Annotated in this window: 21 protein-coding genes, 5 tRNA genes and 2 pseudogenes; 15 read left to right on the top strand and 13 right to left on the bottom strand. The window is 61.4% G+C overall.

The window, feature by feature from the left end; all coding sequences use genetic code 11:
• Positions 1-77 precede the first annotated feature (77 nt).
• Together htpX and C4Q26_RS04615 are read right to left on the bottom strand one after the other, a co-directional pair.
• Positions 78-965, bottom strand: coding sequence for a protease HtpX (gene htpX, locus C4Q26_RS04620; protein ID WP_023379368.1), 888 nt, complete (start codon positions 963-965; stop codon positions 78-80).
• Between the two features lie 285 nt (positions 966-1,250).
• Positions 1,251-2,462, bottom strand: a complete 1,212-nt coding sequence (locus C4Q26_RS04615; RefSeq protein ID WP_023379369.1) for a pyridoxal phosphate-dependent aminotransferase — start codon at positions 2,460-2,462, stop codon at positions 1,251-1,253.
• Positions 2,463-2,629: 167 nt separating this feature from the next.
• Between C4Q26_RS04615 and msrB the strand changes: the two genes are divergently transcribed.
• Both msrB and C4Q26_RS04605 read left to right on the top strand, forming a co-directional pair.
• Positions 2,630-3,025, top strand: coding sequence for a peptide-methionine (R)-S-oxide reductase MsrB (gene msrB, locus C4Q26_RS04610; RefSeq protein ID WP_023379370.1), 396 nt, complete (start codon positions 2,630-2,632; stop codon positions 3,023-3,025).
• 12 nt (positions 3,026-3,037) lie between these two features.
• A complete protein-coding gene (locus tag C4Q26_RS04605) occupies positions 3,038-3,526 on the top strand; it encodes a glutathione peroxidase (protein ID WP_104882825.1) in 489 nt (162 codons plus the stop codon).
• Here the strand turns inward: C4Q26_RS04605 and C4Q26_RS04600 are convergent.
• Positions 3,516-5,870: a response regulator gene (locus tag C4Q26_RS04600; RefSeq protein ID WP_023379372.1), complete on the bottom strand. Its 2,355-nt coding sequence runs from the start codon at positions 5,868-5,870 to the stop codon at positions 3,516-3,518. The two genes, C4Q26_RS04605 and C4Q26_RS04600, sit on opposite strands and share 11 nt — an antisense overlap.
• 182 nt (positions 5,871-6,052) lie before the next feature.
• Here C4Q26_RS04600 and C4Q26_RS04595 point away from each other — a divergent pair, with 182 nt between their 5' ends.
• Together C4Q26_RS04595 and C4Q26_RS04590 are read left to right on the top strand one after the other, a co-directional pair.
• Positions 6,053-6,940 (top strand): ATP-binding protein, encoded by an 888-nt coding sequence (locus C4Q26_RS04595; RefSeq protein WP_023379373.1) that lies wholly within the window; start codon positions 6,053-6,055, stop codon positions 6,938-6,940.
• The gene (locus C4Q26_RS04590) at positions 6,941-7,423 is read left to right on the top strand and encodes a GAF domain-containing protein (protein ID WP_104882824.1); all 483 of its coding nucleotides are present in this window, start codon (positions 6,941-6,943) and stop codon (positions 7,421-7,423) included.
• An 86-nt stretch (positions 7,424-7,509) separates the two neighbouring features.
• Here the strand turns inward: C4Q26_RS04590 and C4Q26_RS04585 are convergent, their stop codons facing one another.
• Positions 7,510-8,277 carry a hypothetical protein gene (locus tag C4Q26_RS04585; protein WP_023379375.1) on the bottom strand — a complete coding sequence of 256 codons (768 nt, stop codon included), beginning with the start codon at positions 8,275-8,277 and terminating at the stop codon, positions 7,510-7,512.
• Positions 8,278-8,611: 334 nt separating this feature from the next.
• On the opposite strand from C4Q26_RS04585, the gene C4Q26_RS04580 reads away from it, so the two are divergent.
• The 5 genes from C4Q26_RS04580 (at position 8,612) to C4Q26_RS04560 (ending at position 9,172) form a co-directional block, all read left to right on the top strand.
• A tRNA-Glu gene (locus C4Q26_RS04580) sits at positions 8,612-8,687 on the top strand.
• A gap of 2 nt (positions 8,688-8,689) precedes the next feature.
• Positions 8,690-8,765, top strand: a tRNA-Gly gene (locus C4Q26_RS04575).
• A gap of 90 nt (positions 8,766-8,855) precedes the next feature.
• Positions 8,856-8,931, top strand: a tRNA-Glu gene (locus C4Q26_RS04570).
• Positions 8,932-8,934: 3 nt separating this feature from the next.
• Positions 8,935-9,010, top strand: a tRNA-Gly gene (locus tag C4Q26_RS04565).
• 86 nt (positions 9,011-9,096) lie between these two features.
• Positions 9,097-9,172, top strand: a tRNA-Gly gene (locus C4Q26_RS04560).
• Positions 9,173-9,309: 137 nt separating this feature from the next.
• Here the strand turns inward: C4Q26_RS04560 and C4Q26_RS04555 are convergent.
• The 4 genes from C4Q26_RS04555 to C4Q26_RS04540 form a co-directional block, all read right to left on the bottom strand.
• Positions 9,310-10,392, bottom strand: coding sequence for a fimbrial protein (locus C4Q26_RS04555; protein WP_023379376.1), 1,083 nt, complete (start codon positions 10,390-10,392; stop codon positions 9,310-9,312).
• Positions 10,392-12,965: a fimbria/pilus outer membrane usher protein gene (locus C4Q26_RS04550; protein WP_104882823.1), complete on the bottom strand. Its 2,574-nt coding sequence runs from the start codon at positions 12,963-12,965 to the stop codon at positions 10,392-10,394. The genes C4Q26_RS04555 and C4Q26_RS04550 overlap by 1 nt, the downstream gene beginning before the upstream one ends.
• A gap of 307 nt (positions 12,966-13,272) precedes the next feature.
• The gene (locus C4Q26_RS04545) at positions 13,273-15,345 is read right to left on the bottom strand and encodes an RHS repeat-associated core domain-containing protein (protein ID WP_104882822.1); all 2,073 of its coding nucleotides are present in this window, start codon (positions 15,343-15,345) and stop codon (positions 13,273-13,275) included.
• Positions 15,342-15,692, bottom strand: a complete 351-nt coding sequence (locus tag C4Q26_RS04540) for a hypothetical protein (protein WP_104882821.1) — start codon at positions 15,690-15,692, stop codon at positions 15,342-15,344. Before C4Q26_RS04540 ends, C4Q26_RS04545 begins: the two co-directional genes overlap by 4 nt.
• Here C4Q26_RS04540 and C4Q26_RS04535 point away from each other — a divergent pair.
• Positions 15,663-15,893: pseudogene (locus tag C4Q26_RS04535) on the top strand (autotransporter outer membrane beta-barrel domain-containing protein); the annotation flags it as partial. The gene C4Q26_RS04540 and the pseudogene C4Q26_RS04535 sit on opposite strands and share 30 nt — an antisense overlap.
• Positions 15,894-15,956: 63 nt before the next feature.
• Positions 15,957-17,453 carry a hypothetical protein gene (locus C4Q26_RS04530; protein WP_104882820.1) on the top strand — a complete coding sequence of 499 codons (1,497 nt, stop codon included), beginning with the start codon at positions 15,957-15,959 and terminating at the stop codon, positions 17,451-17,453.
• A 6-nt stretch (positions 17,454-17,459) separates the two neighbouring features.
• On the opposite strand, the gene C4Q26_RS04525 is transcribed toward C4Q26_RS04530, so the two are convergent.
• The 3 genes from C4Q26_RS04525 to C4Q26_RS04515 form a co-directional block, all read right to left on the bottom strand.
• Complete coding sequence (locus C4Q26_RS04525) at positions 17,460-18,200, bottom strand: molecular chaperone (RefSeq protein WP_084212800.1); 741 nt, start codon at positions 18,198-18,200, stop codon at positions 17,460-17,462.
• A gap of 71 nt (positions 18,201-18,271) precedes the next feature.
• Complete coding sequence (locus C4Q26_RS04520; RefSeq protein WP_023379384.1) at positions 18,272-18,805, bottom strand: fimbrial protein; 534 nt, start codon at positions 18,803-18,805, stop codon at positions 18,272-18,274.
• A 181-nt stretch (positions 18,806-18,986) separates the two neighbouring features.
• The gene (locus C4Q26_RS04515) at positions 18,987-19,397 is read right to left on the bottom strand and encodes a PA2817 family protein (RefSeq protein WP_027907738.1); all 411 of its coding nucleotides are present in this window, start codon (positions 19,395-19,397) and stop codon (positions 18,987-18,989) included.
• Positions 19,398-19,634: 237 nt separating this feature from the next.
• On the opposite strand from C4Q26_RS04515, the gene C4Q26_RS04510 reads away from it, so the two are divergent.
• Positions 19,635-20,069, top strand: coding sequence for a hypothetical protein (locus C4Q26_RS04510; RefSeq protein WP_104882381.1), 435 nt, complete (start codon positions 19,635-19,637; stop codon positions 20,067-20,069).
• A 122-nt stretch (positions 20,070-20,191) separates the two neighbouring features.
• Here C4Q26_RS04510 and C4Q26_RS04505 read toward each other — a convergent pair whose 3' ends face one another.
• Entirely contained in the window at positions 20,192-22,639 is a 2,448-nt protein-coding gene (locus C4Q26_RS04505) for an acyl-CoA dehydrogenase (RefSeq protein WP_104882819.1), read from the bottom strand.
• A gap of 282 nt (positions 22,640-22,921) precedes the next feature.
• Between C4Q26_RS04505 and C4Q26_RS04500 the strand changes: the two genes are divergently transcribed.
• The 3 genes from C4Q26_RS04500 to C4Q26_RS04490 all read left to right on the top strand — a co-directional run bounded on the left by C4Q26_RS04500 (position 22,922) and on the right by C4Q26_RS04490 (position 25,386).
• Positions 22,922-23,545, top strand: a complete 624-nt coding sequence (locus tag C4Q26_RS04500; protein WP_104882818.1) for a glutathione S-transferase — start codon at positions 22,922-22,924, stop codon at positions 23,543-23,545.
• A 132-nt stretch (positions 23,546-23,677) separates the two neighbouring features.
• Positions 23,678-24,610: an ABC transporter ATP-binding protein gene (locus C4Q26_RS04495; protein WP_023379389.1), complete on the top strand. Its 933-nt coding sequence runs from the start codon at positions 23,678-23,680 to the stop codon at positions 24,608-24,610.
• Positions 24,607-25,386, top strand: coding sequence for an ABC transporter permease (locus C4Q26_RS04490; protein WP_104882817.1), 780 nt, complete (start codon positions 24,607-24,609; stop codon positions 25,384-25,386). Before C4Q26_RS04495 ends, C4Q26_RS04490 begins: the two co-directional genes overlap by 4 nt.
• A gap of 9 nt (positions 25,387-25,395) precedes the next feature.
• Here C4Q26_RS04490 and C4Q26_RS04485 read toward each other — a convergent pair.
• Positions 25,396-25,902, bottom strand: a pseudogene (locus tag C4Q26_RS04485) (DUF2062 domain-containing protein); the annotation flags it as partial.
• Between the last annotated feature and the right edge of the window lie 66 nt (positions 25,903-25,968).

Here is a 25,968-nt window from a genome sequence, read left to right as displayed (position 1 = left end):
GTCCCCACAGGTGTTGGTGGGGAGAGGTAGGCGTAAAAAAAGGGCGACCTGAGTCGCCCTTTTCATACCTCGACCCATCAACCGCGGCGACGCAGCGCCTCGATGCGGTCTTCCAGTGGCGGGTGGCTCATCAGCAAGCCAGCGAGGCCATGCTTCAGGCCGCCGTTGATGCCGAAGGCACGCATGGTGTCAGGCATGTGCACCGGCAGGCCTTGCTCCACGCGCAGGCGCTGCAGGGCGCCGATCATGGCGTTGGTACCGGCCAGTTGTGCGCCAGCTTCGTCAGCGCGGTATTCGCGGCGACGCGAGAACCACATCACGATCATGCTGGCCAGAATGCCCAGCACCAGCTCGGCGACGATGGTGGCCACGTAATAGGCGATACCCTGGCCTTCCTCGTTCTTGAAGATGACCTTGTCGACGAAGTTGCCGATGATCCGGGCGAAGAACATCACGAAGGTGTTTACCACGCCTTGCACCAGCGCCAGGGTCACCATGTCGCCATTGGCCACGTGGCCGATTTCGTGGGCCAGCACGGCACGCACTTCATCGGGCGAGAAGCGCTCCAGCAGGCCTTGGGATACGGCGACCAGCGCGTCGTTGCGGTTCCAGCCGGTGGCGAAGGCGTTTGCCTCGTAAGCTGGGAAGATACCCACCTCGGGCATCTTGATGCCGGCCTCGCGGGACAGCTCCTCGACAGTCTGCAACAGCCACTGTTCGTGACGGGTGCGCGGCTGGGTGATGATCTGGGTGCCGGTGGTCATCTTCGCCATCCACTTGGAGATGAACAGCGAAACGAGCGAACCGGCGAAGCCGAACACGGCGCAGAAGACCAGCAGGCTGCTGAGGTTGAGGTCAACCCCATTGGCGGCCATGAACCCGTTGAAACCGAACAGGCTCAGGGTAATGCTTGCAACCAGCACCACCGCAAGGTTGGTGGCTACAAACAACAGAATGCGCATCATGGTTGTTACGTTCTCCTGACGGATGAGTTCGTTGCGTATGCGGGGTATATAAGGGGCCTGTCGCGCCGATTCAATCGGGCGACTATTTCAAACTGTGTACGGCGGAGTATGGCAGAGGATATCGCGGGGGCTGTGAGCTAGAGCGTTGCAGGATGTAAGAAACATGCTGAGAGGGCTGTCGGACGTTGTTTCATGGCCCTAAGCAAGCGTAGGAGCGAGCCTTGCTCGCGATGCGCCGCGCGGGCGGCGCTCGATCCACGCGCCGCCACGAACCCCAAGCCGACCCTACTGCGAATACCCCTTCAGGAAATTACCGATGCGGCCAATCGCCTGCTCCAGGTCATCCACACGTGGCAAGGTCACCACGCGGAAGTGGTCCGGCCACGGCCAGTTGAACGCGGTGCCCTGAACGATCAATAGCTTTTCCGACAGCAGCAGGTCGAGCACGAACTTCTCGTCGTTGTGGATTGGGCACACTTTCGGGTCGATCTTCGGGAACGCGTACAGCGCGCCCATGGGCTTGACGCAGCTCACGCCTGGGATGGCATTGAGCAACTCGTAGGTGCGGTTGCGCTGCTCCAGCAGGCGCCCTGGTGGCAGCACCAGGTCGTTGATGCTTTGGTAGCCGCCCAGGGCGGTCTGGATGGCATGCTGGGCGGGCACGTTGGCGCACAGGCGCATGTTGGCCAGCATGTCGATACCTTCGATGTAGCTCTGGGCATGCTGCTTGGGCCCGGAGATGATCAGCCAGCCGGAGCGGAAGCCAGCGACCCGGTACGATTTGGACAGGCCGTTGAAGGTCAGGCACAGCAAGTCCGGGGCCAGCGAGGCGGTGCTGATGTGCACGGCCTCGTCGTAGAGGATCTTGTCGTAGATTTCGTCCGAGAACACCACCAGGTTGTGCTGGCGCGCCAGTTCCAGCATGCCCAGCAGCAGTTCCTTGGAGTACACCGCGCCGGTCGGGTTGTTCGGGTTGATGATCACCAGGGCCTTGGTGTTCGGCGTGATCTTGGCCTTGATGTCTTCCAGGTCCGGGAACCAGTCGGCCTGCTCGTCGCACAGGTAGTGGACCGGTTTGCCGCCGGCCAGGCTGACCGCAGCGGTCCACAACGGGTAGTCGGGCGCTGGGATCAGCACTTCGTCGCCGTTGTTGAGCAGGGCCTGCATCGACATCACGATCAGCTCGGACACACCGTTGCCGAGGTAAATGTCCTCGATACCGACGCCTTCGATCTGCTTCTGCTGGCAGTACTGCATCACCGCCTTGCGCGCGCTGAACAGTCCCTTGGAGTCGCTGTAGCCCTGGGCGGTGGGCAGATTGCGGATCACATCCTGGAGGATTTCGTCCGGTGCCTCGAAGCCAAACGGCGCCGGGTTGCCGATGTTCAGCTTGAGGATGCGATGGCCTTCCTCTTCCAGGCGCTTGGCGTGCTTGAGCACTGGGCCGCGAATGTCGTAGCAGACATTGGCGAGCTTGTTCGATTTGCTGAACTGCATGATGTGATCCCGATTGAGAAGTCGCAGGCGCCGCCGTCGAAAGGTTTGAAAGGGCGGGGCGCGGGTGCCAGACTTGGAGCCTTGCACACGAAGCCGACTAATATACGTGCCACCCGCGCCCTGGAAAAGACGGCGCAGCGTGAAATTCAGCCTGCCGAGGTCACCTTATGCAAAAGATCGACAAAACCCTTGAAGAATGGCGTGCCATGCTCGACCCGGCCCAGTACCAGGTGTGCCGTCTCAAGGGCACTGAGCGGCCGTTCAGCGGCAAGTACAACAGCGAACGGCGCGACGGCATCTACCATTGCATCTGCTGCGACCTGCCATTGTTCGACGCACAGGCCAAGTTCGATTCCGGCTGTGGCTGGCCCAGCTTCTACCAGCCGATCGAAGACAGCGCGATGATCGAAATCCGCGACACCTCCCACGGCATGATTCGCACCGAGGTCACGTGCGCCCGCTGCGATGCCCACCTGGGCCATGTGTTCCCCGACGGCCCGCCACCGACCGGGCTGCGCTACTGTATCAATTCGGTGTGCCTGGACCTCAAGCCGCGTGACTGAACGGAGCTGAACATGGCTGGATCGATACTCGACATTCCCTGCGTGACCCTGGGCGGTGAGCACAAGGTGCTGGGCGACTTCGCCGGCAAGGCACTGCTGGTGGTCAACACCGCCAGCCAATGCGGCTTCACCCCGCAGTACAAGGGCCTGGAGCAGCTATGGCGGCAGTACCGTGATCGTGGGCTGGTGGTGCTGGGCTTCCCGTGCAACCAGTTCGGCCAGCAGGAACCGGGCGATTCGCGGGAAATCGCGCAGTTCTGCGAGCGCAATTTCGGCGTGAGCTTCCCACTGTTTCGCAAGATCGACGTCAACGGCCCTGGCGCCCACCCGCTGTTCGTCGAGCTCAAGCAGCGCGCCCCAGGCCTGCTGGGCACCCAGAAGATCAAGTGGAATTTCACCAAGTTCCTGTTCGACCCGGCCAGCGGCAAGGTCAAGCGCTACGGGCCAACCACCAAGCCCCAGGCCCTGGAGGCAGACATCGAGCGTTTGCTCAGCCGTTGACCGGTACCCAATGGTCGATCAGCGCCAACAGCTCCTCGCGGCGGAACGGCTTGGCCAGATAGTCGTTCATGCCCGCCGCGCGGCAGCGCTCGCGCTCCTCGGGCATGGCATTGGCAGTCAGCGCGACGATGGGCAGCTCAGGCCAGCGACCGCTCTGACGAATCCGCCGGCTGGCTTCGTAGCCGTCCATCACCGGCATGTTGCAGTCCATCAGCACCATGTCGAACTGATTTTCCTCGAGCATCTCCAGTGCCTCGGCGCCTTGGGTGGCGAGCTGCACCTGGCAACCGAGCTTGGCCAGCATGCCCTTGGCCACCAGTTGGTTCACCGGATTGTCCTCCACTAACAGAATGCGCGCGCGGCCTTCCTCAAGTGTGGCGCTGGGGTTGGCCAGTGGATGTTCGGGGGCCTGTCCTTGCAGGGTGCGGCGCAGCATCTGGTACAGCGGATTGCGCGCCAGCGGACGGGCCAGTTGATGTAACGGGGCGAGCAGGCTGGACTGTTCGCTGGGCAGGAAATTGCCATAGGCGGTCACCAGCAGAATCGGCGCCTTGAAGGCTGGGCGCAGGTCCTGCAGGTGGTCCAGGTCATCGGTGATCAGCACGTCGACGGCTTTCATCCGCACGTTGCTGGCATCGTCATGACGGCTGTAGTGCAGGCCCCAGGCGGGCAACAGGCTCTGCAGCAGTTCGCCCAGGCCGCTGCCGGCGCGGGTCAGGGCCACCACCTGGCCGTGCAGCGGCGCTGGCGCGATGGCTTCGGTGTGTGCGGCCAGTGGCAGGTCGGCGCTGAAGCGGCTGCCGAAGCCCGCCTCGGACTGGATGTGCAGGTGCCCTTGCATGGCTTTGCACAGGTTGCGGGTCAGCGCCAGGCCCAGGCCGGTGCCGCCGTACTGTCGGGTAATGCCGGCGCCTGCCTGGATGAAGGGCTGGAAGATGCGCGCCTGGGCTTCCTCGGGAATGCCGATGCCGGTGTCGTGCACTTCCAGGCGCACACCGCCGACGATGACGCTCAGGCGCACGTCGACGCGGCCGAAACGGGTGAACTTCAGCGCGTTGGACAACAGGTTACTGACAATCTGCCGCACGCGTGTCGGGTCGCCGAGTACCATGCTGGGGAAGTCGTTGGCGATCAGGCAGGTCAGTTCGACGCTTTGCGCGGCATTCTGCGACAGCAGGTTGGCGGTGTCCTCGATCATCGCGGCCATGTCGAACGGAATGCGCTCTAGCTCCAGCTGGCCGGCATCGAACTTGGACAGGTCGAGGATATCGTTGAGCAGCTCGACCAGTACCTTGCCCGAGTCGTGGGCGATCGACAGCTGCTGGCGCTGCTCGCCGGCCAGCGGGCTGTCCAGGGCCAGGGCGATCATGCCGAGCATGCCGTTGAGCGGGGTGCGGATCTCGTGGCTCATGTTGGCCAGGAAGGCGGCGCGGGCCTGGGCCATGTCCAGGGCACGCTGGCGGGCTTCTTCCAGTTCCTGGTTGAACTGGCTCAGGCGACTGTTGCTGGCCTTCAGCTCAGTGGTGCGCGACGAGACGATGTCTTCCAGTTCATTGAGGTACTGGGTGAGGCGGTTCTCGGCACTGCGCCGCTGCTGGATTTCGGTGGCCATGCTGACGAACTGCTGGTTGGCGACCTTCACCAATACGCCGATCTCGTCTTTTTCGTGACCGTGCGGGCAGTCCACCCGGGTTTGCCTGCGTTGGCCCGCGTCGTTGCTGAGCGCGCCGATGACGGTCACCAGGGGTTTGGTCAGCATGAAGTAGAACAGGGCCAGGAGGATGCCGGTAAGCACCAGGCTGCGGGCGAAACCGTTGACCAGGGTGACGCCGGCGCGGTCGAGGAAGCGGCTGCCGAAGGCGTAGGTGTCCACGTCCAGGTAGAGGGTGCCCAGGTACTCGTTGGGCATGTGGGTCAGGAACAGGCGGTCCTGGAACTGGCGCTGTTCGCCGAACAGGAAGTCACTCAGTGGCCGGTAGCGGTCCTCCAGGCGCGAGCGTTGCACGTCGGCCAGTACGGTGTCGTTGTTGTCGATCAGCCGCGCGCGGATGACGGCTGGCGATTGCAGCAGGCCACGGGTCAGCTCCAGGGCCAGTTCGGCGTCGATGTTGTAGGCGATGCGCGAGGCCGGGTTGTGGCTGATCTGTAGCAACGCCTGCACTTCGCGGTTGATGGACGCGTCTTCACTGGCATAATCAATGCCGATCTGGATGAGACTGAGCAATGTTCCCAGGATGAAGCCGACCAGGACTGTCAACCGGGCTTGCTTGTATGACAGGCGATTGGTGAACTTGATATCCATGGGTCCCGAGCCGGTTTCATGTCCCTTGCGCTGCGCAAGCATAGCCGATCAGCCCCGGCTGCTGGCGGGTCTGTCAAACATTCAAACTTGATTGTTGTTGGTTGTACCGGTGTCTTCGCGGGTAGACCCGCTTATACAGGCCGTAGCCACCTTTCAGGGGGCTGGATTGTTCGCGACAGGGCCGGTACCGCCGTAAAACTCATGTTGTCTTGCTAGGAGTCGTCATGGACGCCCGCTTGTATGCTTTCCTGGAACGCGCCGAATCGGTACTGGCGCGTCTTGAACCCCTGTTGCCAGCACCACGCCCGGACATCGACTGGCATACCACCCTGGCCGCCCGCTGGCAGCGCGACGGCCGCACCGGTTACCTGATGCCGCTGGAGGTCAGCCTCGACATCCGCCTGAGCGACCTGATCGGCGTCGACCAGCAGCGCGACCAGCTGGGCCGCAACACCCATCAGTTCATCAACGGTCTGCCGGCCAACCATGCCTTGCTGTGGGGCTCGCGCGGTACTGGCAAGTCGTCGCTGGTGCGTGCGCTGCTGGCCGAACATGCCGGTGCCGGTCTGCGCCTTATCGAAATCGAGCGCGATCACCTGGCCGACCTGCCGCGTGTGGTCGAACAACTGCAGACGCTGCCGCAGCGCTTCATCCTGTTCTGCGACGACCTGTCGTTCGAAGCTGGGGAGGGCGACTACCGGGTGCTCAAGAGCGTGCTCGACGGCTCGCTGGAGCAAGCCCCGGACAACGTGCTGCTGTACGCCACCTCGAACCGCCGCCACCTGGTCCCGGAAAAAGAGAGCGACAACGAAAACTGGAAGCGCGTCGATGGCGAGCTGCACCCCAGTGAAGCGGTGGAGGACAAGATCGCGTTGTCCGACCGTTTTGGCCTGTGGCTGTCGTTCTACCCCTTCACCCAGGACCACTTCCTCAATGTGGTGGAACATTGGATCGGCCAGTTGGCCGCCAAGGCCGGGTTGCGCTGGCAGCGTGACGAAGCCCTGGATATTCTCGCCGTGCGCTGGGCAACCGGGCGCGGCAACCGTAATGGCCGTTGTGCCTATCAGTTCGCCCGCTATTGGGTTGGGCTGCAATTGTTGGAGCAGAAATAAATGATCGACCTCAACGCCAGTGGCACTGGCCTCGATGGCTATGACCTGCTGGCTGCGCAAGTGCAGTCACTGTTCGCCGACGAGCGCGACTTCATCGCCAATGCCGCGCAGTTTTCCGCGTTTCTCTACCACCAGGTGGATGACCTGAACTGGGCGGGGTTCTACCTCAATCGCAACGAACAACTGGTGCTCGGCCCGTTCCAGGGTCAGGTGGCCTGCGTGCGCATCCCGTTCGACAAGGGCGTGTGCGGGGCGGCGGCGGCAACGCGTCAGACCCAGCGCGTGGAGGACGTGCACGCATTCCCAGGGCATATCGCCTGTGACAGTGCGTCGAACAGTGAGTTGGTGATTCCGCTGGTCAAGGAGGGCAGGCTGATTGGCGTGCTGGACCTGGACAGCCCGAAGCTTGCGCGTTTCAGTGAGGCGGATCAGGTGGGGCTGGAGCGTTTGGCAGCGATTTTTCTCGACTTGACCGACTGCTGAGACCGCAGCGTCGGGGTATTCACCAGAATGACTGAAGCTGGCGAGCTGCCTTTTCGCGCCCCAAGGCTGCCCACCAGCTTCCGCGCTCAGTCGTAGATGACGCGCTTCTTCCAGGTCTCTTCTTCATCGGTCTTGAGCCCTTGGGTCAGCGCGTTCTCGTCATTCTCGGCCGGCTCCATCTTGTCCAGCACCTGGGCATTGGCCCGCGCCAGCAGTTTTTCCAGATAAGTCAGCTGCTCTTCGTAGAGCTTCGGCTCAGGCTGCTTGCGCAGGTACTGCACGCCCCGTTCGAACGCCAGGCGTGCCTGGCCGGGTTGTTCCTGTTGCAGGGCCTGCTGGCCGAGGTTGTTGAAGAACTCGATATGCAGCAGCACCAGGATATGGCGGATTTCCTTTACCCAATACTTGCCCTCGTTGGTTTGCAGGACGTTTTCCTGGGTGGCGCGGACGATCTGGGTGTGCAGTGCCTCAAGCAGAAACCGCACGTCCTTGGCCTTGACCTCGGTCTGGATCGGGCTTGGCGGGTTGTTCACCGGAATCTGCTCGCCCTTGGCGACCAGGCCTTCGAGCTCGGCGATGCGCGCTTTCAGGTCGCCGTTGTGCTTGTCCAGTGCCAACTGGCGCTGGTTGAGGTTGAGCTCGAGCCGGGCGAGCATCAGCTTCAGCGCTGGCGTCATGAACTGGCCTGGGAAGGTTTCGGTGATTTCGCCACAGCGGCGTACACGGTCGGCCAGCTCGACCTTCAACCGGGCGCGTTCGAGCTTGCTGTTTTCGACCACGTTGTTGAGGTAGCCGATCACGATCAGCAACGCGATGCCCGCCACGATGAGCAGAGTGATCAGAAGTGGTGTCACCTTTAACGCCTCATCAAGAAGTTTTGCTTTATTGAGTGTAGTGAGTTCGCCGAGGGGCGAACAGCGCAGCCTGGCGGATGACTCTGTGTCGGCTCGGGCTGTGTTATCTAAAGCCTGATGGCACTTTGCTTGGGCTGCGTCAGAAAATCAACGTCAATCCTCGGACGCCCCTTGCCGTGGCCTGCCCGAAGGGTGGAAGTCATTGATTTAAATAAATTTCTACAAAGGGGTTGACGACCTGCCAAGGCATCCATAGAATGCGCGCCACTTGCAGCGTAAAGCACACAGCGAAACGCAGCAGGGAGTGAAAGCAGCATGTGAATGCTTGCAGCGTGTCCCCTTCGTCTAGTGGCCTAGGACACCGCCCTTTCACGGCGGTAACAGGGGTTCGAGTCCCCTAGGGGACGCCAATGCGGGAATAGCTCAGTTGGTAGAGCACGACCTTGCCAAGGTCGGGGTCGCGAGTTCGAGTCTCGTTTCCCGCTCCAGTTTCTCCGGCAACGCCTTGTGGCGCGGCAGGAAAAGAAAATCCAGGCTGAATCGTGAGGTTCATGTGCTGGTGCACTGAAAAGTGTTGTGTCCCCTTCGTCTAGTGGCCTAGGACACCGCCCTTTCACGGCGGTAACAGGGGTTCGAGTCCCCTAGGGGACGCCAAATGCGGGAATAGCTCAGTTGGTAGAGCACGACCTTGCCAAGGTCGGGGTCGCGAGTTCGAGTCTCGTTTCCCGCTCCAGTTTAGATACTGTGGCGTCTATGCGGTGCAGTGGTGGTGAAGGTCGTAAAGGCGCTTCACGCCGATTGGCGGTAAAGTTTCACAATGCGGGAATAGCTCAGTTGGTAGAGCACGACCTTGCCAAGGTCGGGGTCGCGAGTTCGAGTCTCGTTTCCCGCTCCAAATACAGGTATGCAAGGCTGAATCCAACCTTGCAAACCTTCAAAAAAGACGCTTAGGCGTCTTTTTTCGTTTCTGACCATTTATTCTTATCGTGACAAAGGCCGCAGGGTATTCGCCCTGTGGCCTTTTTTTGCGTGTTATTTGTAGCTTACGGTAAAGGTCAAGCCTCCTTCGGCCAAGCCTGGCGTTACCACCGGTGCGCTCTGGTAATAGCGTGCCTGAAAGTCCAGCTGGGTGATGCCAATACTGACTGGCTTGACCAGCTCGTCGGATTGCAGTGGCATGGGCGTTCCATCGCTGCGCAGTAGTTGAATTTCAACCCCGGCGGCATCGGAAGCGGCACCCAGGCTGAAGCGCCCCTCGGCCGGAACGGTCGGTACCGAGCCGTTGGCGCCATCCAGTTCGATGTACACATTCGCGGCCGCTGGATTGGGGGCGCTGGCGTCTTCGCAATCACTGAGCGTGATATGGAACGGGACGGACGCGGTCGTGGTACCTACCCCTGTGAAGTCAGCAAGGGTGTGATCACCCAGTTTCACGGGGTCGGCGCTTACGGCATTGGATTTCAGGGAGCACTGTGCCTGGTTCACCGTCGCGCTCAAGCGGTATTCCATGACCTTGCCCAGATTATGCAAGAATCCATGAAACATCTCGCCGTTGACACGTTGGGGGCCGGGTGCAATTGGCCCGGTCTTGATGAACCAGGCATTGCCGCGCATGACCGACACCAGTACGTTGAAGGGCTGGTCTCGCAGGGTCCCCGAGTAGGGGATAACCGCAGAGGTGCCAGGATCAGGGATAAAGGAGTTGTTGGCTGCGCCGTCAAAAGGTGAACCAAGCTCCATGTACACGCCGATGCCGGGAATGTTGGTTTCCATGACATGCCCATTGATGTCCTTGCCACCCAGCGGGGGCAGGGTGCCCGTGAAGATTGGCGCGGTGTTGGGCAGCCTTGCCTGGGGCGGGCTGGCGGAGTCCCAAAGGCACGAGGCCCTCGCGCCTTCGTTGTTGCTTCTGGTAAGCGAGCTGGTACCGATCACGGTACCGATTGCGGCATCGCGGGGTACCCAGAATGTCCCCATGTCACGCTCGAAGGTCATGTAGTTGCTGGCTGTCTGGAACGAACAGCTGGCGTAAGCGTTGCCAGAGAACAGGCCTAGGGTCAGGCAGCAGGCGGTCAGCCGCAAGCTGCGGTCGATGTTGAAGGTCAATGCGGTCATCAAAGCATTTCCTGGGTATTGTCGCCGGGCAGAAGAGGCTGGCCGCTGGCCACGGGCCGTGCGCAGCGCAGGGTTTGCAGGCGGTAGCCACCTTCTTGTGCAAGTGCCTGCGGGTCTATGTTGAGTGTGCAGTCCGTATCGCTGGCCTCGCCCCACATCACGCCTATCGCCTGCGGGCCTGTGGTGCGGGTGGACACTAGTGCTTGGCCGGCCTGCCCGACCACGCCCAAGCTCTGGCCATCGGCATCGAGCACCTGGGCGCCAAATGGCACGGGTTGCCCATTGGCTTGCAGCAGGGTCAGCACCAGGCGGGCCACATGCTCGGCCTCGTAGCTGGCCTTGACCACGGCGCCGCGGCGCGGAACCACTTGCTGGCTGGCATTGGCAATCACCACTTCCGGCGAAAGGTCGTCGGTTTGCAGCACCAATGCATTGAGCCGATAGGGGCGCAGGTACGGCACTAGCGCGTAGCCATGGGAATTGGTGCTCGCCGAGGGTGTATTCTGCACGCCGACACCTGGCACGTCGGGCACATGCACCAGGGCCATGGTTTCTCCCAAGTGGCTGCCAAATGCCACGCCGTCTCCATGCAGCATGACGGCACCGCTGGCGTTCACCGACATGCTGCGGTAATCGTTGCCTTCGTTGTAGCCCATGCCGACACTGGCCTGGCTGCCCTGATAGTTGATGGACAGCCCGCCACTACTGCGACCTTGACTGTCGTTGGTCAGCGAGGTGCTGTAGGTCAGCTGGTTGTCCAGCAAGCCGCCGCTCAGGCTGGCGCGTTCGCTGGCGCGGCCATTGTCGTTGCGCAGGTCGAAGCTGGCCTGTTGCTGCCGGCCGAAGTCTAGCGGCACGCTCAAGCTCAAGCCGAACAGGCGGCTATCGTCGTTTTTCGAGTCCAGCGCCTGGGAGGCAAACAGGTTGATCGCGACCTTGCCCACGCGGGTGGTGTATTGCAGTTGGTACTGGCGGCGCTGGAGGCTGGTTTGCCAGTAGGTGTCCTGGGAAAAGGTCAGGTTTAGCGCGCTGCGTTCGCTCACGCGCTGGTACACCGATGCTTCCAGGCGGCTGCGGCGGTTGCCCAGGTAGCGGCTGGCATTGCTGCGTTGCTGCACGGCTTCGTCGAAGTCGCGGTAGCCCTGGGTCGAGTAGCGATAACCGGCAAAGCGCAGGTTGGTGCGGGTTTGGAAGCTTTTGCCATAGCGCAAGGCAAAACTGTGGCCCTGGGTCTCACCCAGGGTGTTGCCCAGGTCGCTGGAGGAACGGGTGACATCGAACGATAGCGCGCCCAGATGGCCGACGTCGCGGGCCATGCCCAGCACACTGGCGTTGTAGTACTCACTGGAAAGCAGGCCGCCGTAGAGGGTGGTATCCCAGGCCCCGCCACGGGCCAGGGTGGCTTGCCAGAACAGTGGGTCGTCAAGCTGCTCGGCGCCGTCGTAACGGCCCACGGTCGCGCTGTAGCGCCATACGCCTTCGCGCAGCAGGCTGCCCATGCTCGAATAGGGTTGGGTAAAGCGACGCACCTGGCCGTCAGCCTCGGTGATCACCACTTCCAGCTCGCCGTGGCCGGAGCCCACGCTGAGGTCATCGATGGCATAGGGCCCGGGGGCCACGTAGCTGGAGTAGATGGGGTAGCCGTTGTGCAGGATCTCGACCTTGGCGCGGCTCTGGGCCACCCCGCGGATCACCGGGGCGTAATGCTGCATCGCGTCGGGCAGCATGCCGATGTCCGAGGCCACCTGTGCGCCGGTAAAGCGTACGCTGCGGAACATGTCGCTGTTGGTGAAGGTTTCACCCAGGGTGAAGTTGGCCTGTAGGCCTGGCAGGTCGCGCTGTGCGTAGGTGTCGCTGCGGGTCCAGCGGCGCGCCCCGTTGGCCTCCTCGCGCAGCGCCTGCTTGCTGCGTAGCCGCCAGGCACCCAGGTTGAGGCCGCTGTTGAGGTACAGGTCCTGGCTGCTGCGGTTGCCGCCGCCGTGTTGGCTGCTGTGCTGGGCCGAGGCCTGGTAGCTGATGAAGGCGGCGTTGATGCCGTCGCTCCATCTGGCCTCGGGGACGCTGCCTGAACGGTCCTGGCGCAGGGCGATTTGCGGGATCGACAGGGACAAGTGCAACTGCGCAGGGTCGAACATGACGCTGGCGTGCGGCACCAGTTGCATCAGGTTCACGCAGCTGTCGTCGTCTGGCAGTGGCGTTTCCAGGGCCTGTTCGCGCAGGTCGAGGGTGCGTAAAACCTCGGCCGTCAGGCAGGGCTGCAGCCCTTTACCATTTCGGGCCTCGAAGAAGTTGATGTCTTGCTCGGGCTGAGGGCTGAGGTTGAGCGAGACCCGCACCCGGTAGCGTCCTGGCGGCAGGTGTGCCTGCGCGGCCAGGTTTTGCAGCGCCAGGGCACCGGCCTCGGAAGACTGGCCGGGGGGCTGGCGCATGAAACCGGGTAGGAAGGCAATGCCGGCTTGGTCTGCCAAGGCGGCGGGGGCGAGGGCCAACGCCAGGCAGCCGCCGAGCAGGGGCGGCAGCGGGGCGAAGCGCGGGCGCAACGGCAATAGCCTGCGCCATTCGAGCTGGAGCATGAGCGTGTCCTGGGCGGCGCCTACGGACGATGCTCAGGTGGGCTCGTGGTGGGCGCCTGAAGCTGGAAATGAGGGGTGAAGGCAGGTGGTGCTGCCGGGTCACGGTTTTCAGGCGGGGACAGGGTAGGTGGGAGGGGGAGGTTTGAAATGTAGGAAAAGCCAGTAGCTGGAAGGGGATGATTCGACGAAGTAAGTGTTGGGAGGCCTTCGGGATCTTGCCCGCCACCTTTCGGCAGCGGGCTTCGAGATTGACTGGCGGCGCGCGTCGTCCATGCAGGCGCCGTGGGGTTGTGCAGGGTCGGTGTGGTCACCAGTACCCGGGCAGCGTTGGCGGGGCCACCCGTGACGAGTCTATCCTGCCGCCCCTAAGACTACTGGGTTTAAATACCCCGCCTTTGTATTTGCCAACAATGAAAACTCCCCATTGGTTGCCATTCGGCGCCGCCGGTGCACCGTTTTGCATTGGTAGTGCCATACCTCCGTTTTGTGGAGCGGCTACGGAGCGGGTCGCTTGTGCAGACCCGGTAGCATTGCTGCTTGCGGCAGGGGCAGGCGTAGATGCCGAGCTTGGTCCCGGAGCTGACGAAGGGCGTTCGGTCAATGACCGTAAACTCGCGCGAGGTCGCTGAATAATACCTCTTGATGATCTACTCGAGTAGGAAATGTGAGTTGTATAATTGTTCGTAATGTTCTGAACTATTGTCTTCCCACCTGCATTCGCCGTCATTACAGGCGCCGCCGCCTGCGTTGAATTCGCCCCCGAGTTGAATGCCCTCAACGCCCCTCTCGTCGCCGCAGCCCCATACCCTGACGCGAACATACCGATGACGGAAAACACGATCGCAAAGTTCTGCAGCAGGCTCGACACTTCCGGGTTGCTGTAAGTCATCGCCGTCGCCACCCCTTGCATGACCAAGGCGATGCCGTTGGCTGCCACACCGATCACGCCGACGACATAACTGGTGGTCACGCCGATGATGGCCGGTGCCGTCCATGGCATTGCTATCGCCGATGCCACGAAAATGGCGGCGGCGGCAGCCACGCCAATCCAGGCATACCAAGGCACCTTGGGCTTTTCCTCTTCGATGCGTTCCAGTGGTGCCTCGCGGCCGCGGGTTACGGGCACGTTGCGGTGGCCGCTCGGGTCTTGCCAGTAAACGGGGTTGCCCAGGGCGTAGACGTACGGGTTGATGCCGGCCTCTTCGGGCGGCAGCGAATCAGGGCTGTGGAAGCGCATCAAGACCGGGTTGTAGGCCCGGTAGCCGCTGCCCAGCAGATACCAGCCAAAAGCACGCTCGCGCGCCTCGCCGTTGAAGGCCAGCAGGCTGCGCATTTGCTTTTCAGTATCCTCAGGCAGTTGCTCACCATAGGGGGCATAGTGGGCATGGCGCGTGCCGTCTGCATCGTGCTCGGTGTTCACGCTGCCTGCATGGTCGGTCAGCAGCAATATGGCGCTGCCTGCTTGCTGCTGGCCCTGGGCTTGGCCGCCGGCATACAAGTACTCTGTGAGCAGGCCGTCTTCCAGAATGCTGTCCAGGGTATGCCCCTGATAGCGCCGCTGCGACTTGCGCTCATCGGTGCCCGAGTAAAGCAACTGATCATGCCCGTCGTAGCCGTACTGTGCCGCTACCTTGTTGTTGGCATCCTGCACCCGGTGCAGGCGACCGAGGCTGTCGTAGTACAGGGCATTGCCGCATTCATCATTGAGCATGTTGCCCAACTCATCGTATTGGAACGACTGTTCTGCCGGGCACCCTTCAGGAGGCAGGGTATGGGTGACCTTCTGTAACCGGAACCTGTCTTGAGATGAGTAGGTAAAGTTCGCGTCGTCCCGGTCTCCGTTGTTGAACGTTGTGCGGCAACGCTCGATGTTGTCTACCGCGTCGAACCTGAACAGTTGGGTTGTTATCTGCTGGCCGCCGGCGGTTTCGACGGGGCAATCGTACCTGATCAGGCGGCCGAGGTCGTCATACTCGAACATCTCCTCACGCAGCTTTTGCTCGCCTTGCCAAAGTGTTCGCGAATGCAGCATGTCGTTGTCCAGCCACACTTGCACCAACGTGCGCACGTGGGTGCCGGCGCTCAACGTGCGGCGGGTCTCCCTGCCCAGGGTGTCGTAGTGCAGGGTGCACAGGGTGACGGGCTGTTTTTTCAGGTCGGGGTTGGTCGTGTCGCGCGTCTCTGTGCTTTCCAGCAGCCCGGTGTCTTTGGAGTAGCTCAGCGTCGACTGGAGTTTGCCCTGTGTCACCGTTTTCAGCCGGCCCAACTCATCATAGGCGTAGTCACAGGCCTGGCCATCGCTGTGCTTGCGTCGCGTGGGCAGCCCTTGCCAGGAGTGCTGGTAAGTGGCGCTGTACGACGTGCCGTCAGTGTCGGTCAAGTGCTCTTCGCTAAGGTCGCCCTGGTCGTTGTATACATATCGGCGTTTACCCAACGCGTTGTTGGCATGGATAATTTCCGAGCTCTCACCGTCATAGTCGAAGTCTGCTGCCTGCTGGCCTTCTTGTGTCGCACGCCCGTGACCTTTTCGTACTTCCACTCGCTGGTGGTTGTCTTGTCGTTGATCGTCAGCGATTGTTGATCGAGTCGCCCATGCAGGAACGGCGTGTCCATTTTGTCCAGGTAGCGGCGATGCTTGCTGTTCAGTAGTTTGCGTTCTTTACCGAGGCCTTCGAATGTGTCTTCCTGTTCCAGTGACAGCCTTATGTACGGCTTGCCTACGTGCATGAGTTCATTCGCAACAATGAAGTGAAGGTGAATGACCATCGGTTCGACAACGACTTGTCAGGGTCACGGGCAGAACTGGGAATGGGCGTCGCCATCAATCTGAATGATCGCATGCAGCTGCATGCCGACTTCGACTACTCCAACGGGGAGAAGATCGAACAGCCGTGGGGGGCGAATGTAGGGCTCCATTACAGCTGGTAAGTATCAAGACGAAGGAAGGCCTGGGCCTTCCTTTTTTGTGGCTGGCAAAAAGAGGGTGGTGTAATGCGCATGATTCTAAAGCGGGCGCTGGGTTGGCTGAGCGCACTATGGCCTGGCTTTTTCCAGACCAAGTTGCTTGCCCCGCCAGACGCGCCAGATGCGTTGGAGGATATTCCTGACGGCGAGCCAAACCTGCTGCCGCTTTCAATCCTGGGTCAGCCCTTGAAGATTACAGTGCCCATGTGGCCGATCTCCAACCCGACACCGGCCACCCCGGAAATGCTTCGGCTGTACTGGAACGATGCGCTGGTTGATGAAAAGCGATGGGAGGCTCCGATTGCCGAAGCGGACCTGTTCGTTGAGGCCCCGGTTTCCGTACTGCAGCATGGCCGGGCAGAAGTATCGTACGAGGTGCAGGGTTTCAATAGTGTCATTACACCTTCCCAAGTGTTGATAGTGACGATAGACAAAGTGCCGCCAGTGCTCGGCAGTGCTGAGGGACTTCTGCTTTTCGATGAGGCGGTCCTGCGCGAAGGGTTAACGGCGCGCTATCTGGAGCAGCACGAGGATGTTGTACTTGCTGAGTTGCCCCCTTACGATGCGCCCGCTGTGGGTGATGTCATCACCTTGTATTGGGATGATCAGCCGTTCGCCAATGATCGGCTAAGTGAGCGCATTGTCACCAGGCAAGACCTTGACAAGACGATTTACCTGTCGATACCAGGGGATGATGTCAGGGCCCGCGGCGATGGGCAGCGCTATGTTCATTACCAGATTCGCGACCGTGCGGGTAACCTCAGTGTGCGCTCCAGGCCGGCAGTGCTGGAGGTGGATGCCACGCCCATTCCCAGAAGCCTGCCGTGGATCGAGGTACCCCAGGCCGTTGGTGCCGAGGGCGACCTTTCCATGAGGTTGGATGATTATGCCGACCCGTTGGTGGTCATCGTACCGGCAGATGCGGTGATCTATCCGGACGAGCGGATCACCGTGCAGTGGGGGGCGCCGGGTGACCATGGTTACTACACCTCGTCCGAGCCGCAACCGGGAACGAATGACCGGTTTTTGATTCCAGAGCCTAATGTATTGGCGTACAGCAAGCGCACGCTGGAAGTCAGATATGTGGTGAACGATGGAAAACAAGATTTCGCAAGTGTGCCATGCAGCCTGAAAGTGATCGAATTTGCTACGGGGGGATTGCCCAGAGTCGCGCTCGAAGGGGCCAATTCCAGCGGCTTCAGCCTCGGCTCAGCGCCACAGCAGGTGCCTGTCAGCCTGGGGACATGGAGGGGGATTGCCGTAGGGCAGCGGGTCAACATCACGGTGACCGGGGTGCTTCAGAGTGGGGCGGATGCGCGCCCCTACAATGTCCTGACCGCCCATGCAGTCACGCAGGCGCAAGTAAGGCAGGGCATTGGCGCGAACAAGGAAGTGACCCTGCCCAGGGCCTATCTTGAAACGCTGCGCAGAGGCGAGGCGTTCACCTTCCATGTCCAGGTCAGTTTTGACGGCGGTACCACATGGGTCGACTTCCCACTCTACAGCCCCAAGCTGATCCCTTGAGTGCATTCACAGGCGCCCCACTGGGCGCGACAATTCGGGCGTGAGGCCGCCGTAGTCATTGATGGTTGTGAACTGGACCTTCAGGCCGTCCTGCACGGTTGCAGCTTTGAGTGGGTAGGTTTGTCTGCCCATGGGGATAGCCATCTTCCTGGCATCGATTTTTTCGCTGCCCTTGGCGCTGTGCAAGGTGAGCTGGTTGAAGGTGAAGTAGTACGGAGATGGGTTGTCGACCACCAGGTGAGGCTTGCCGTCCAGCGTTTGCACCGACCAGGCCAGGCTTTGCAGGTAGTCTTGTGGACGGCCCTTGAGTTGGGTGGGGCGGTAGAAGACCTTGATGCGGGTCCGCAGGGCGATGGTCAGGCTATTGCTCGGCTTATCGTCTGCCTGCGGAATTTCCTGCAGATTGAAGTAGAACACCGACTCACGGTCGTTGGGCAGATCATTGGGCAGGCGGTTGAGCTGAACCGTCTGTTCGCCGGTCGGATCGATGCGGAACAGGGCAGGTGAAGCGATCAGGGGTACTGCGGTGGTGCTGTCGTCGGCCTCGGTATTGATCCAGGCCTGGGCCGCGTAAGGGCGTTGGCTGGGGTTGGCGACCACGATGCTGGTGCTTTGACGGTCGCTGGGCTGGATCACTCGGGTAGAGCTGATGGTCAGGGCAGCGTGGGCGCTGGCTTGGACGAGCAAGGCAAAGCAGGTGCCGATTGCCATGGCAAGCCTGGAGGCAAAGGAGTTGGGGCGGGGCATGGGCATGTCTCTCTGCTGCATTTCGCAGGGGACTCCAGGTGCATTCGCGGACGCGCCTGGAGTGCAACGGATTACTTGATGTCCACGAGGAAGGTGACTTCCGACGCCGCGTCGCCTTCAGTTACGGTAGCTGCGGTGGACTGATACATGGCGTAGAACAGCATGTCGGTGGGTTTTGCAACATCGAGTAGGTAGGCGACCGATTCCTTGTCCGGGGCCAGGTTGGTCAGGCTCTTGTCCTGAATGGCCAGTGCCAGCCCGCTGGTGCCGCCTGGGCGCAGTGCGTAGAGGTCGGTGCCTTCGGGGCCGTAGATCGCCGAGAAGGTGACATAGCCCTGTTCGCCAGCGGCGATGGTGCAAGTACCAGGGGTAAGGCGCAGGGCGAACGGAATAGGGCGTGTTTGCTTGCCGACCTTGTCGAAGAAACTTGGGTGATAGCTACCGATCACGACGCGAGGCAGACCACCGCCAGTGCCCGGTTCGACCACTTCGATAGGGCAGGTACCGCCTGGGGTGATGGTGCCGTGGAAGTTGATATTGCCAGTGTTTGCAAATGCTGCAGTGCTCGCCAGGCTCATGGCGAGAGCGATAAGGGTCCGTTTCATTGTTTATATCCTGGTGTTGGGAGGCGTTCGAACATGCATCTGAATGTTCGGTCGGCAGGATATTCAGGCGAGGCGGGCCGAGGCTGTAGGGCAATTCAACAATGGATGCAGGAGCGATGGACAAAAACCGGGACGGCGCAGCGAACCACGCCGGTCGGTCGACGTGGCTAGATGCACAGACTCAGTGTTGGAGGTTCCCGCCAGCTTGGCTCAGCAACTGCTTATGCTGGTTCCAGTCAAAGGCTTCGCCGTTCTGTTCAGCCTCGTAACGGCGTTCTTCCAGCTGTTGGTAAAGCTCCAGCTCTGGGTCAGGCATGAAGTGCAGGCAGTCGCCGCCGAAGAACCACAACAGGTCGCGCGGAACCAAGTGAGCAATTTGCGGGTAGCGCTGGATCACCTGGCAGATCAGGTCCTGGCCCAGGTACTGGCTTTGCAACGGGTCTGTCGGCAGCAGGGTCAGCAGTTCGTCGAAGCGTTCGAGGAACAGGCCGTGGCTTTCCTCCGGTACCTGCTCGGCCTCACCCAGTGCCACCAAGATGGTGCGCAGGTGATGCAGCAGTTGCAGGTGGTATTCCAGGTGGGGGTTGGCCATCGTGTGATCCTTGAGGGTAATTCAAACAAGGCAGAAGTATACGCCGGTTGTGGGTCTATTGTGGAACGTCCGCCGGACCAGCCGCCTGTCTGCCCATGATGTGTGCCGACCTATCATTTCTGCCAGGTGCGTGCCTGTCGCCGCTGATTTAGATTCAAGCCTGAGTCAACGATGCGGTCCTTCAACAGGTGATGGCCGGTGTCGAGGGCATACATTTTTCTGCGCGAGATCAGCACCATGGCAAACGACAACACCCTAAAGCAGAGCGGTTCTATCATCTTCTGGAATGGCAGCAACGATAGCGTTGGACTCAACTTGCCGGCAGAAGGAAGCGGCGAAAGCGTCAGCAAGACAATTGTCGCCAACCACAGCAAAATCGAGATGAGTGACATCCCTTCTGCCACGACCATCAAGTTGGTCTACAGACCAGCCCCAGACGACTGGACTGTCCTATCCTCCATTACACTGCGTACCACTCACAGACCCGCGTCGCTTAACCGTACCGAATACAGCTATCTCTTGAACACCTATGCCGTTGGCGATTTCATCAGTGAGGCGCTAGGTGTGGAGGTGATTGCAAAAAAGGCCGGACCTTCCCGTCAGGCTGATGTCCTGGCGGACCATCAAATCGATTGTTACGTCAGACTTTCCAGCTCGCCGCCCAGCGCCTGAACGGATCTCACCCCGGCATATGAGTATCGGTGATTGCAAGGTGCGGGGGCGTGCCGGGGAGGCACGCGGATGACGCTGCCTCTTGGCCAAGCGCCGCCCTGGCACCTGAATGGGGTTATCGCCTAGCGCACCTTACCCGCTTGCGGTAGCAACTGCCCCTTGTCGAAAGCGTCCACATCAATCACTGCGCGGCAGGCTTGCTCTGCTTCGCGCAGCCGTTGTGCCGAGCCGGGTTGAAGCACGCCGCATTCGACTGCCGCGTCGATCACCGATTGACCGAGCGCCGTTTGCACCTTGCCCTCCTTGATTGCCTGATGCAGCACCTTGCGCAATGGCCCTACTTCATCAAGTAGATCACAGGCCCGCTGCAGTGCTGCCACAGGGTCGTCTTTGGCGTGTGGTCGGAAGCAGCCGGCCAACAACGCTTCCAGCGCCGGGTCGCCTTTGCTGCGCCCGATCAGTGCCGCCACTTCGGCATCCAATTCATCGCTCGGCCCTGTATGACGGCGGCCGAACGGGAACACCAGCACGCGCAGCGCGCAGCCGACAAACCGGTTAGGGAAGTTGTCGAGCAACTGATCCAGGGCTTCCTCGGCCTGGCCCAGGCTTTCTTCCATGGCCCAGCGCAGCAAGGGCTGCATGTGTCCTGGCGAACCCAGGTCGTGGTAGCGCTTGAGTGCGGCGCTGGACAGATACAGGTAGCTCAGCACATCGCCCAGGCGTGCACTCAGGCGTTCGCGGCGCTTGAGCGCACCGCCAAGCAGCATCATCGACAGGTCCGCCAGTAGAGCAAAGGCGGCAGCCTGGCGATTGAGGGCGCGGAAGTAGCCCTGGCTCAACGTATCGCCCGGTACTTTCTCCAGGCGCCCTAGCCCCAGCCCGAATATCAGCGTACTGGCGGCGTTGCCGGCGGCGAACAGGATGTGTTTCATCATCAGGTCGTCGAATTCCTTCAGTGCCTGGTCACTGTCTTCCCGGCCGGCCAGGGCCATCTCCTTGAGCACGAACGGGTGGCAGCGAATGGCGCCCTGACCGAAGATCATCAGGTTGCGCGAAAGGATGTTGGCGCCTTCGACGGTGATGAAGATCGGCGCCCCTTGCCAGTTGCGGCCCAGGTAATTGTTCGGCCCCATGATGATGCCCTTGCCACCGTGCACGTCCATGGCGTGCTGGATGCATTCGCGGCCACGCTCGGTCAGGTGGTACTTGAGGATCGCCGACAGCACCGAGGGTTTTTCCCCCAGGTCCACGGCCTTTGCTGTCAGCAGTCGGGCACTGTCCATCAGCCAGGCGTTGCCGCCAATGCGCGCCAGCGACGCCTGAATGCCCTCGAAGGCTGCCAATGGCACGTTGAACTGTTCGCGAATGTTGGCGTACTGGCCGGTGACCAGGCTGGTGTACTTGGCCGCACCGGTGCCAACGGCCGGCAGCGAGATCGAGCGGCCCACCGACAGGCAGTTCATCAGCATCATCCAGCCCTTGCCGAGCATGGCCTGGCCGCCGATCAGGAAGTCCAGCGGTACGAACACATCCTTGCCGCTATTGGGGCCGTTCATGAAGGCAGCGCCCAGAGGCAGGTGGCGTCTGCCGATTTCGACCCCAGCGGTGTCGGTGGGGATCAGGGCCAGGCTGATGCCCAGTGCTGTCTCTTCACCCAATAGATGGTCCGGGTCATAGGCCTTGAATGCCAGCCCAAGCAACGTCGCGACGGGGCCGAGGGTGATGTAGCGCTTCTCCCAGTTCAGGCGCAGGCCGAGCACTTCTTCGCCGTTCCACTGGCCTTTGCAGATGATGCCGGTGTCGGGCATCGCGCCGGCATCGGAGCCGGCCAGCGGGCCGGTGAGGGCGAAGCATGGGATCTCATCGCCGCGCGCCAGGCGCGGCAGGTAGTGGTTGCGTTGTTCGTCGGTGCCGTAATGCAGCAGCAGTTCGGCGGGGCCCAGCGAGTTGGGCACCATCACCGTCGAGGCCAGGTCGCCGCTGCGGGTGGCGAGCTTCATGGCTACCTGCGAGTGGGCGTAGGCCGAGAAGCCTTTGCCGCCGTATTCCTTGGGGATGATCAGGGCGAAGAAGCCCTGTTCCTTGATGTACTGCCAGGCTTGGGGCGGCAGGTCCATGTCCTGACCGATCTGCCAGTCGCTGACCATGGCGCAAAGCGTTTCGGTAGGGCCATCGATGAATGCCTGTTCTTCTTCGGTCAACCTGGGCGCTGGGTAGGCAAGCAGGGTGCCCCAGTCGGGGCGGCCGCTGAACAGTTCGCCGTCCCACCAGACGGTGCCGGCTTCGATGGCTTCGCGTTCGGTCTGCGACATCGGCGGCAGGGTCCGTTTGAACCATTTGAACACCGGGCCGGTGAATACCTTGCGCCGCCATTCCGGCAGTGCAACCAGGGCAGTCTTCAGGGCCAGCACGATCCACAGTAGCGCCAGCAGCCAGCCAGGTGCGCTGCTGAAAATGCTCATCAGCAGCACATAGGCCGCCATGGTGCCGAGAATCTGCAAGGGCGCCAAGCGCCGATGCGTGAGGTACGCTGCGCCGATCACCAGCACCACCAACCACAACAGCAACATAATCGGTCCTCCTTGGAACCAGGGGCTTGAGCCGTCCCAGATAGCTTAGACGCATCGCTGTGAACGACAGGTTCACAACAGTGACAGGGTGTGGCGGTGGGAGTTTCAGTTGTTTGTTTGCCTGTGCCGGCTCTTTCGCGGGTAAACCCGCTCCTAGAGGAATATCGATGGCCTGAAGGTTGGGGCGATCCTGTAGGAGCGGGTTTACCCGCAAAAGGGCCGGTACAGGCGGCGAAGGTCTGGAGTAGACTGTGCCCCTCCCGCATTCATAAGGACGTTGCCATGCTGAAGATCTGGGGCCGCAAGAATTCGAGCAATGTGCGCAAGGCGCTGTGGATCGCCCATGAGCTGGGCCTTGATTTCGAGTCCATCGATGCCGGCGGTGCCTTCGGCGTGGTCAACGAGCCGCACTACCGGGCTCGCAACCCCAATGGCCTGGTGCCCCTGCTCGAAGACGGCGACCTGACCCTGTGGGAATCCAACGCCATCGTCCGCTACCTGTGCGCAGAATACGGTGCAGAGCAGGGCTGGTACCTGGACGACCCGCGCCAGCGCGCCCTGGCGGACAAATGGATGGACTGGACCACCTCATCCTTCGCCGGCCCGTTCCGCCCATTGTTCTGGGGCCTGCTTCGCACCCCCGAAGACCAGCGCGACTGGGTGGCGATCAATGCGGCGCTCAAGCAATGTGCCGAACTGCTGTCGATCGCCGACCAGACCCTGGCCCACCAGCCATACCTGTCCGGTGACCAGATCGGCATGGGCGACATCCCACTGGGTTGCTTCATCTATGCCTGGTTCGAAATGCCTATCGAGCGCCCGGAAATGCGCCATCTGGAGGCTTGGTACGCGCGCCTGAAACAGCGGCCCGCCTACCAGGCAGCGGTGATGACTGCGCTGACTTGATGCCGCTTCGATAGTCACTATCAATAGACATGACTGTACTTGTGCGGCCAGGCCTTGCACCATGGCCGCACTCACTGCGCCAGTGACCTGCCCTGGCGTGTCCTGACCTTTTCACTCGGTACGTGACCCGCTATGAGTTCCGCCCTGTCCATCCGACAGCTGACCAAGACCTACGGCAACGGCTTCCAGGCCCTCAAGGGCATCGACCTTGACGTCGCCGAAGGTGACTTCTTCGCCTTGCTTGGCCCCAACGGTGCTGGCAAGTCCACCACCATCGGCATCCTCTCGACCCTGGTCAACAAGACCAGCGGCACGGTGAGCGTGTTCGGCCATGACCTGGACCGCGAGCCAGCGGCACTCAAGCGCTGCCTGGGCGTGGTCCCCCAGGAATTTAACTTCAACCAGTTCGAAAAGACCTTCGACATTGTCGTGACCCAGGCCGGTTACTACGGCATCCCGCCCAAGGTGGCCAAGGAGCGCGCCGAAAAGTACCTGACCCAACTGGGGTTGTGGGACAAGCGTGACGTGCAGTCGCGTTCGCTGTCCGGCGGCATGAAGCGCCGTCTGATGATCGCCCGCGCGTTGATCCATGAGCCGCGTCTGCTGATTCTCGACGAGCCGACCGCAGGTGTGGACATTGAGCTGCGCCGCTCGATGTGGAGCTTCCTCACCGAGCTCAACCAGAAGGGCATCACCATCATCCTGACCACTCACTACCTCGAAGAAGCCGAGCAGCTGTGCCGCAACATCGGCATCATCGACCACGGCACCATCGTCGAGAACACCAGCATGCGCCAGCTACTGGGCAAGCTGCACGTCGAGACCTTCGTGCTGGACCTCAAGCAAGACCTGGCCAGCGCACCGACATTGCAAGGATACCCCTGCCGCTTGCTGACCCCGCACACCCTGGAGGTGCAGGTGGACAAGGATATTGGCATCACCGCGCTGTTCGGCCAGCTGGCGCTGCAGAACATCGAGGTGCAGAGCCTGCGCAACAAGACCAACCGACTCGAGGAGCTGTTCGTGTCCCTGGTGGAAAAGAACCTGTCGAAGGTGGCCGTATGAGTGTGGAACTGCGCACCAACTGGGTCGCCCTGAACACCATCGTCTACCGCGAAGTACGGCGCTTCCTGCGCATCTGGCCGCAGACCCTGCTGCCGCCTGCGATCACCATGGTCCTGTACTTCGTCATCTTCGGTAACCTGATCGGCCGGCAGATCGGCGACATGGGCGGGTTCACCTACATGGAGTACATCGTCCCGGGCCTGATCATGATGTCGGTGATCACCAACTCCTACGGCAACGTGGTGTCGAGCTTCTTCGGCAGCAAGTTCCAGCGTTCCATCGAAGAGCTGATGGTGTCGCCGGTTTCGCCGCACACCATTCTGGTCGGCTACGTGCTGGGTGGCGTGCTGCGGGGCCTGGCAGTGGGTGTGATCGTGACCATCCTGTCGTTGTTCTTCACCCATTTGCAGGTCCATCACTTGGGGGTGACGGTGGTGGTGGTGGTGCTGACCGCGACCATCTTCTCGCTGCTGGGCTTCGTCAATGCGGTGTTTGCGCGCAACTTCGACGATATCTCGATCATCCCGACCTTCGTGCTGACGCCGCTGACCTACCTGGGTGGGGTGTTCTACTCCATCAACCTGCTGCCGCCGTTCTGGCAGACCGTGTCGCTGGCCAACCCGGTGCTGCACATGGTCAACTCGTTCCGCTACGGCATCCTAGGGGTGTCGGACATCAGCATTGGCACGGCGATCACCTTCATGCTGGTCGCCACCGCAGTGCTCTACGTGGTGTGCGTTCGCCTGCTGGTCAGCGGCCGCGGCATGCGCGCCTGAGGCCTTGCACCGGCATTGGCGGCGGCGCCACTGCCGGCCCACCCACCAGCGCCAGTAGGCCATGGTGGTGAAGTAGGCAAGGATGCCGAGGACGATTCCGCATACCACCGAACCCAGCAGGAAGGGCTGCCAGAGGGTCGACAGCTGGTCGGTGATCCATTCGAAGGTCAGGTCGTCGGGCAGCGTGCGTGCCGGTGTCTGCAGCAACCAGGCACCGGTCATGTAGGTGACGAAGAACACCGGCGGCATGGTCAGCGGGTTGGTCAGCCACACCAGGCTGACCGCGATGGGCAGGTTGCCGCGCACCGGAATGGCCAGGCTGGCTGCCAGCAGCATTTGCATGGGAATGGGAATGAGCGCCGCGAACAGGCCAACCCCCATGGCCCGCGCCACCGAGTGGCGGTTCAGGTGCCAGAGGTTCGGGTCATGCAGCAGCTTGCCGAAAAAGCGTAAGGACTTGTGTTCCCGAATGCTGGTCGGGTCCGGCATGTAGCGTTTGAAAAGTCGGCGCGGCATGTAGGCTCCCGGGGCGTTGATGAAGGCAGTATGCCCTGATTCCATCTCAGCCTCGTTCAGAGTTTG

It is taken from the genome of Pseudomonas sp. SWI44, assembly GCF_002947915.1.
GTDB classification, from domain to species: Bacteria; Pseudomonadota; Gammaproteobacteria; order Pseudomonadales; family Pseudomonadaceae; genus Aquipseudomonas; species Aquipseudomonas taiwanensis.
The sequence above is the reverse complement of the archived record's forward strand: the minus strand, read 5'-3'. Positions and strand labels throughout refer to the sequence as shown.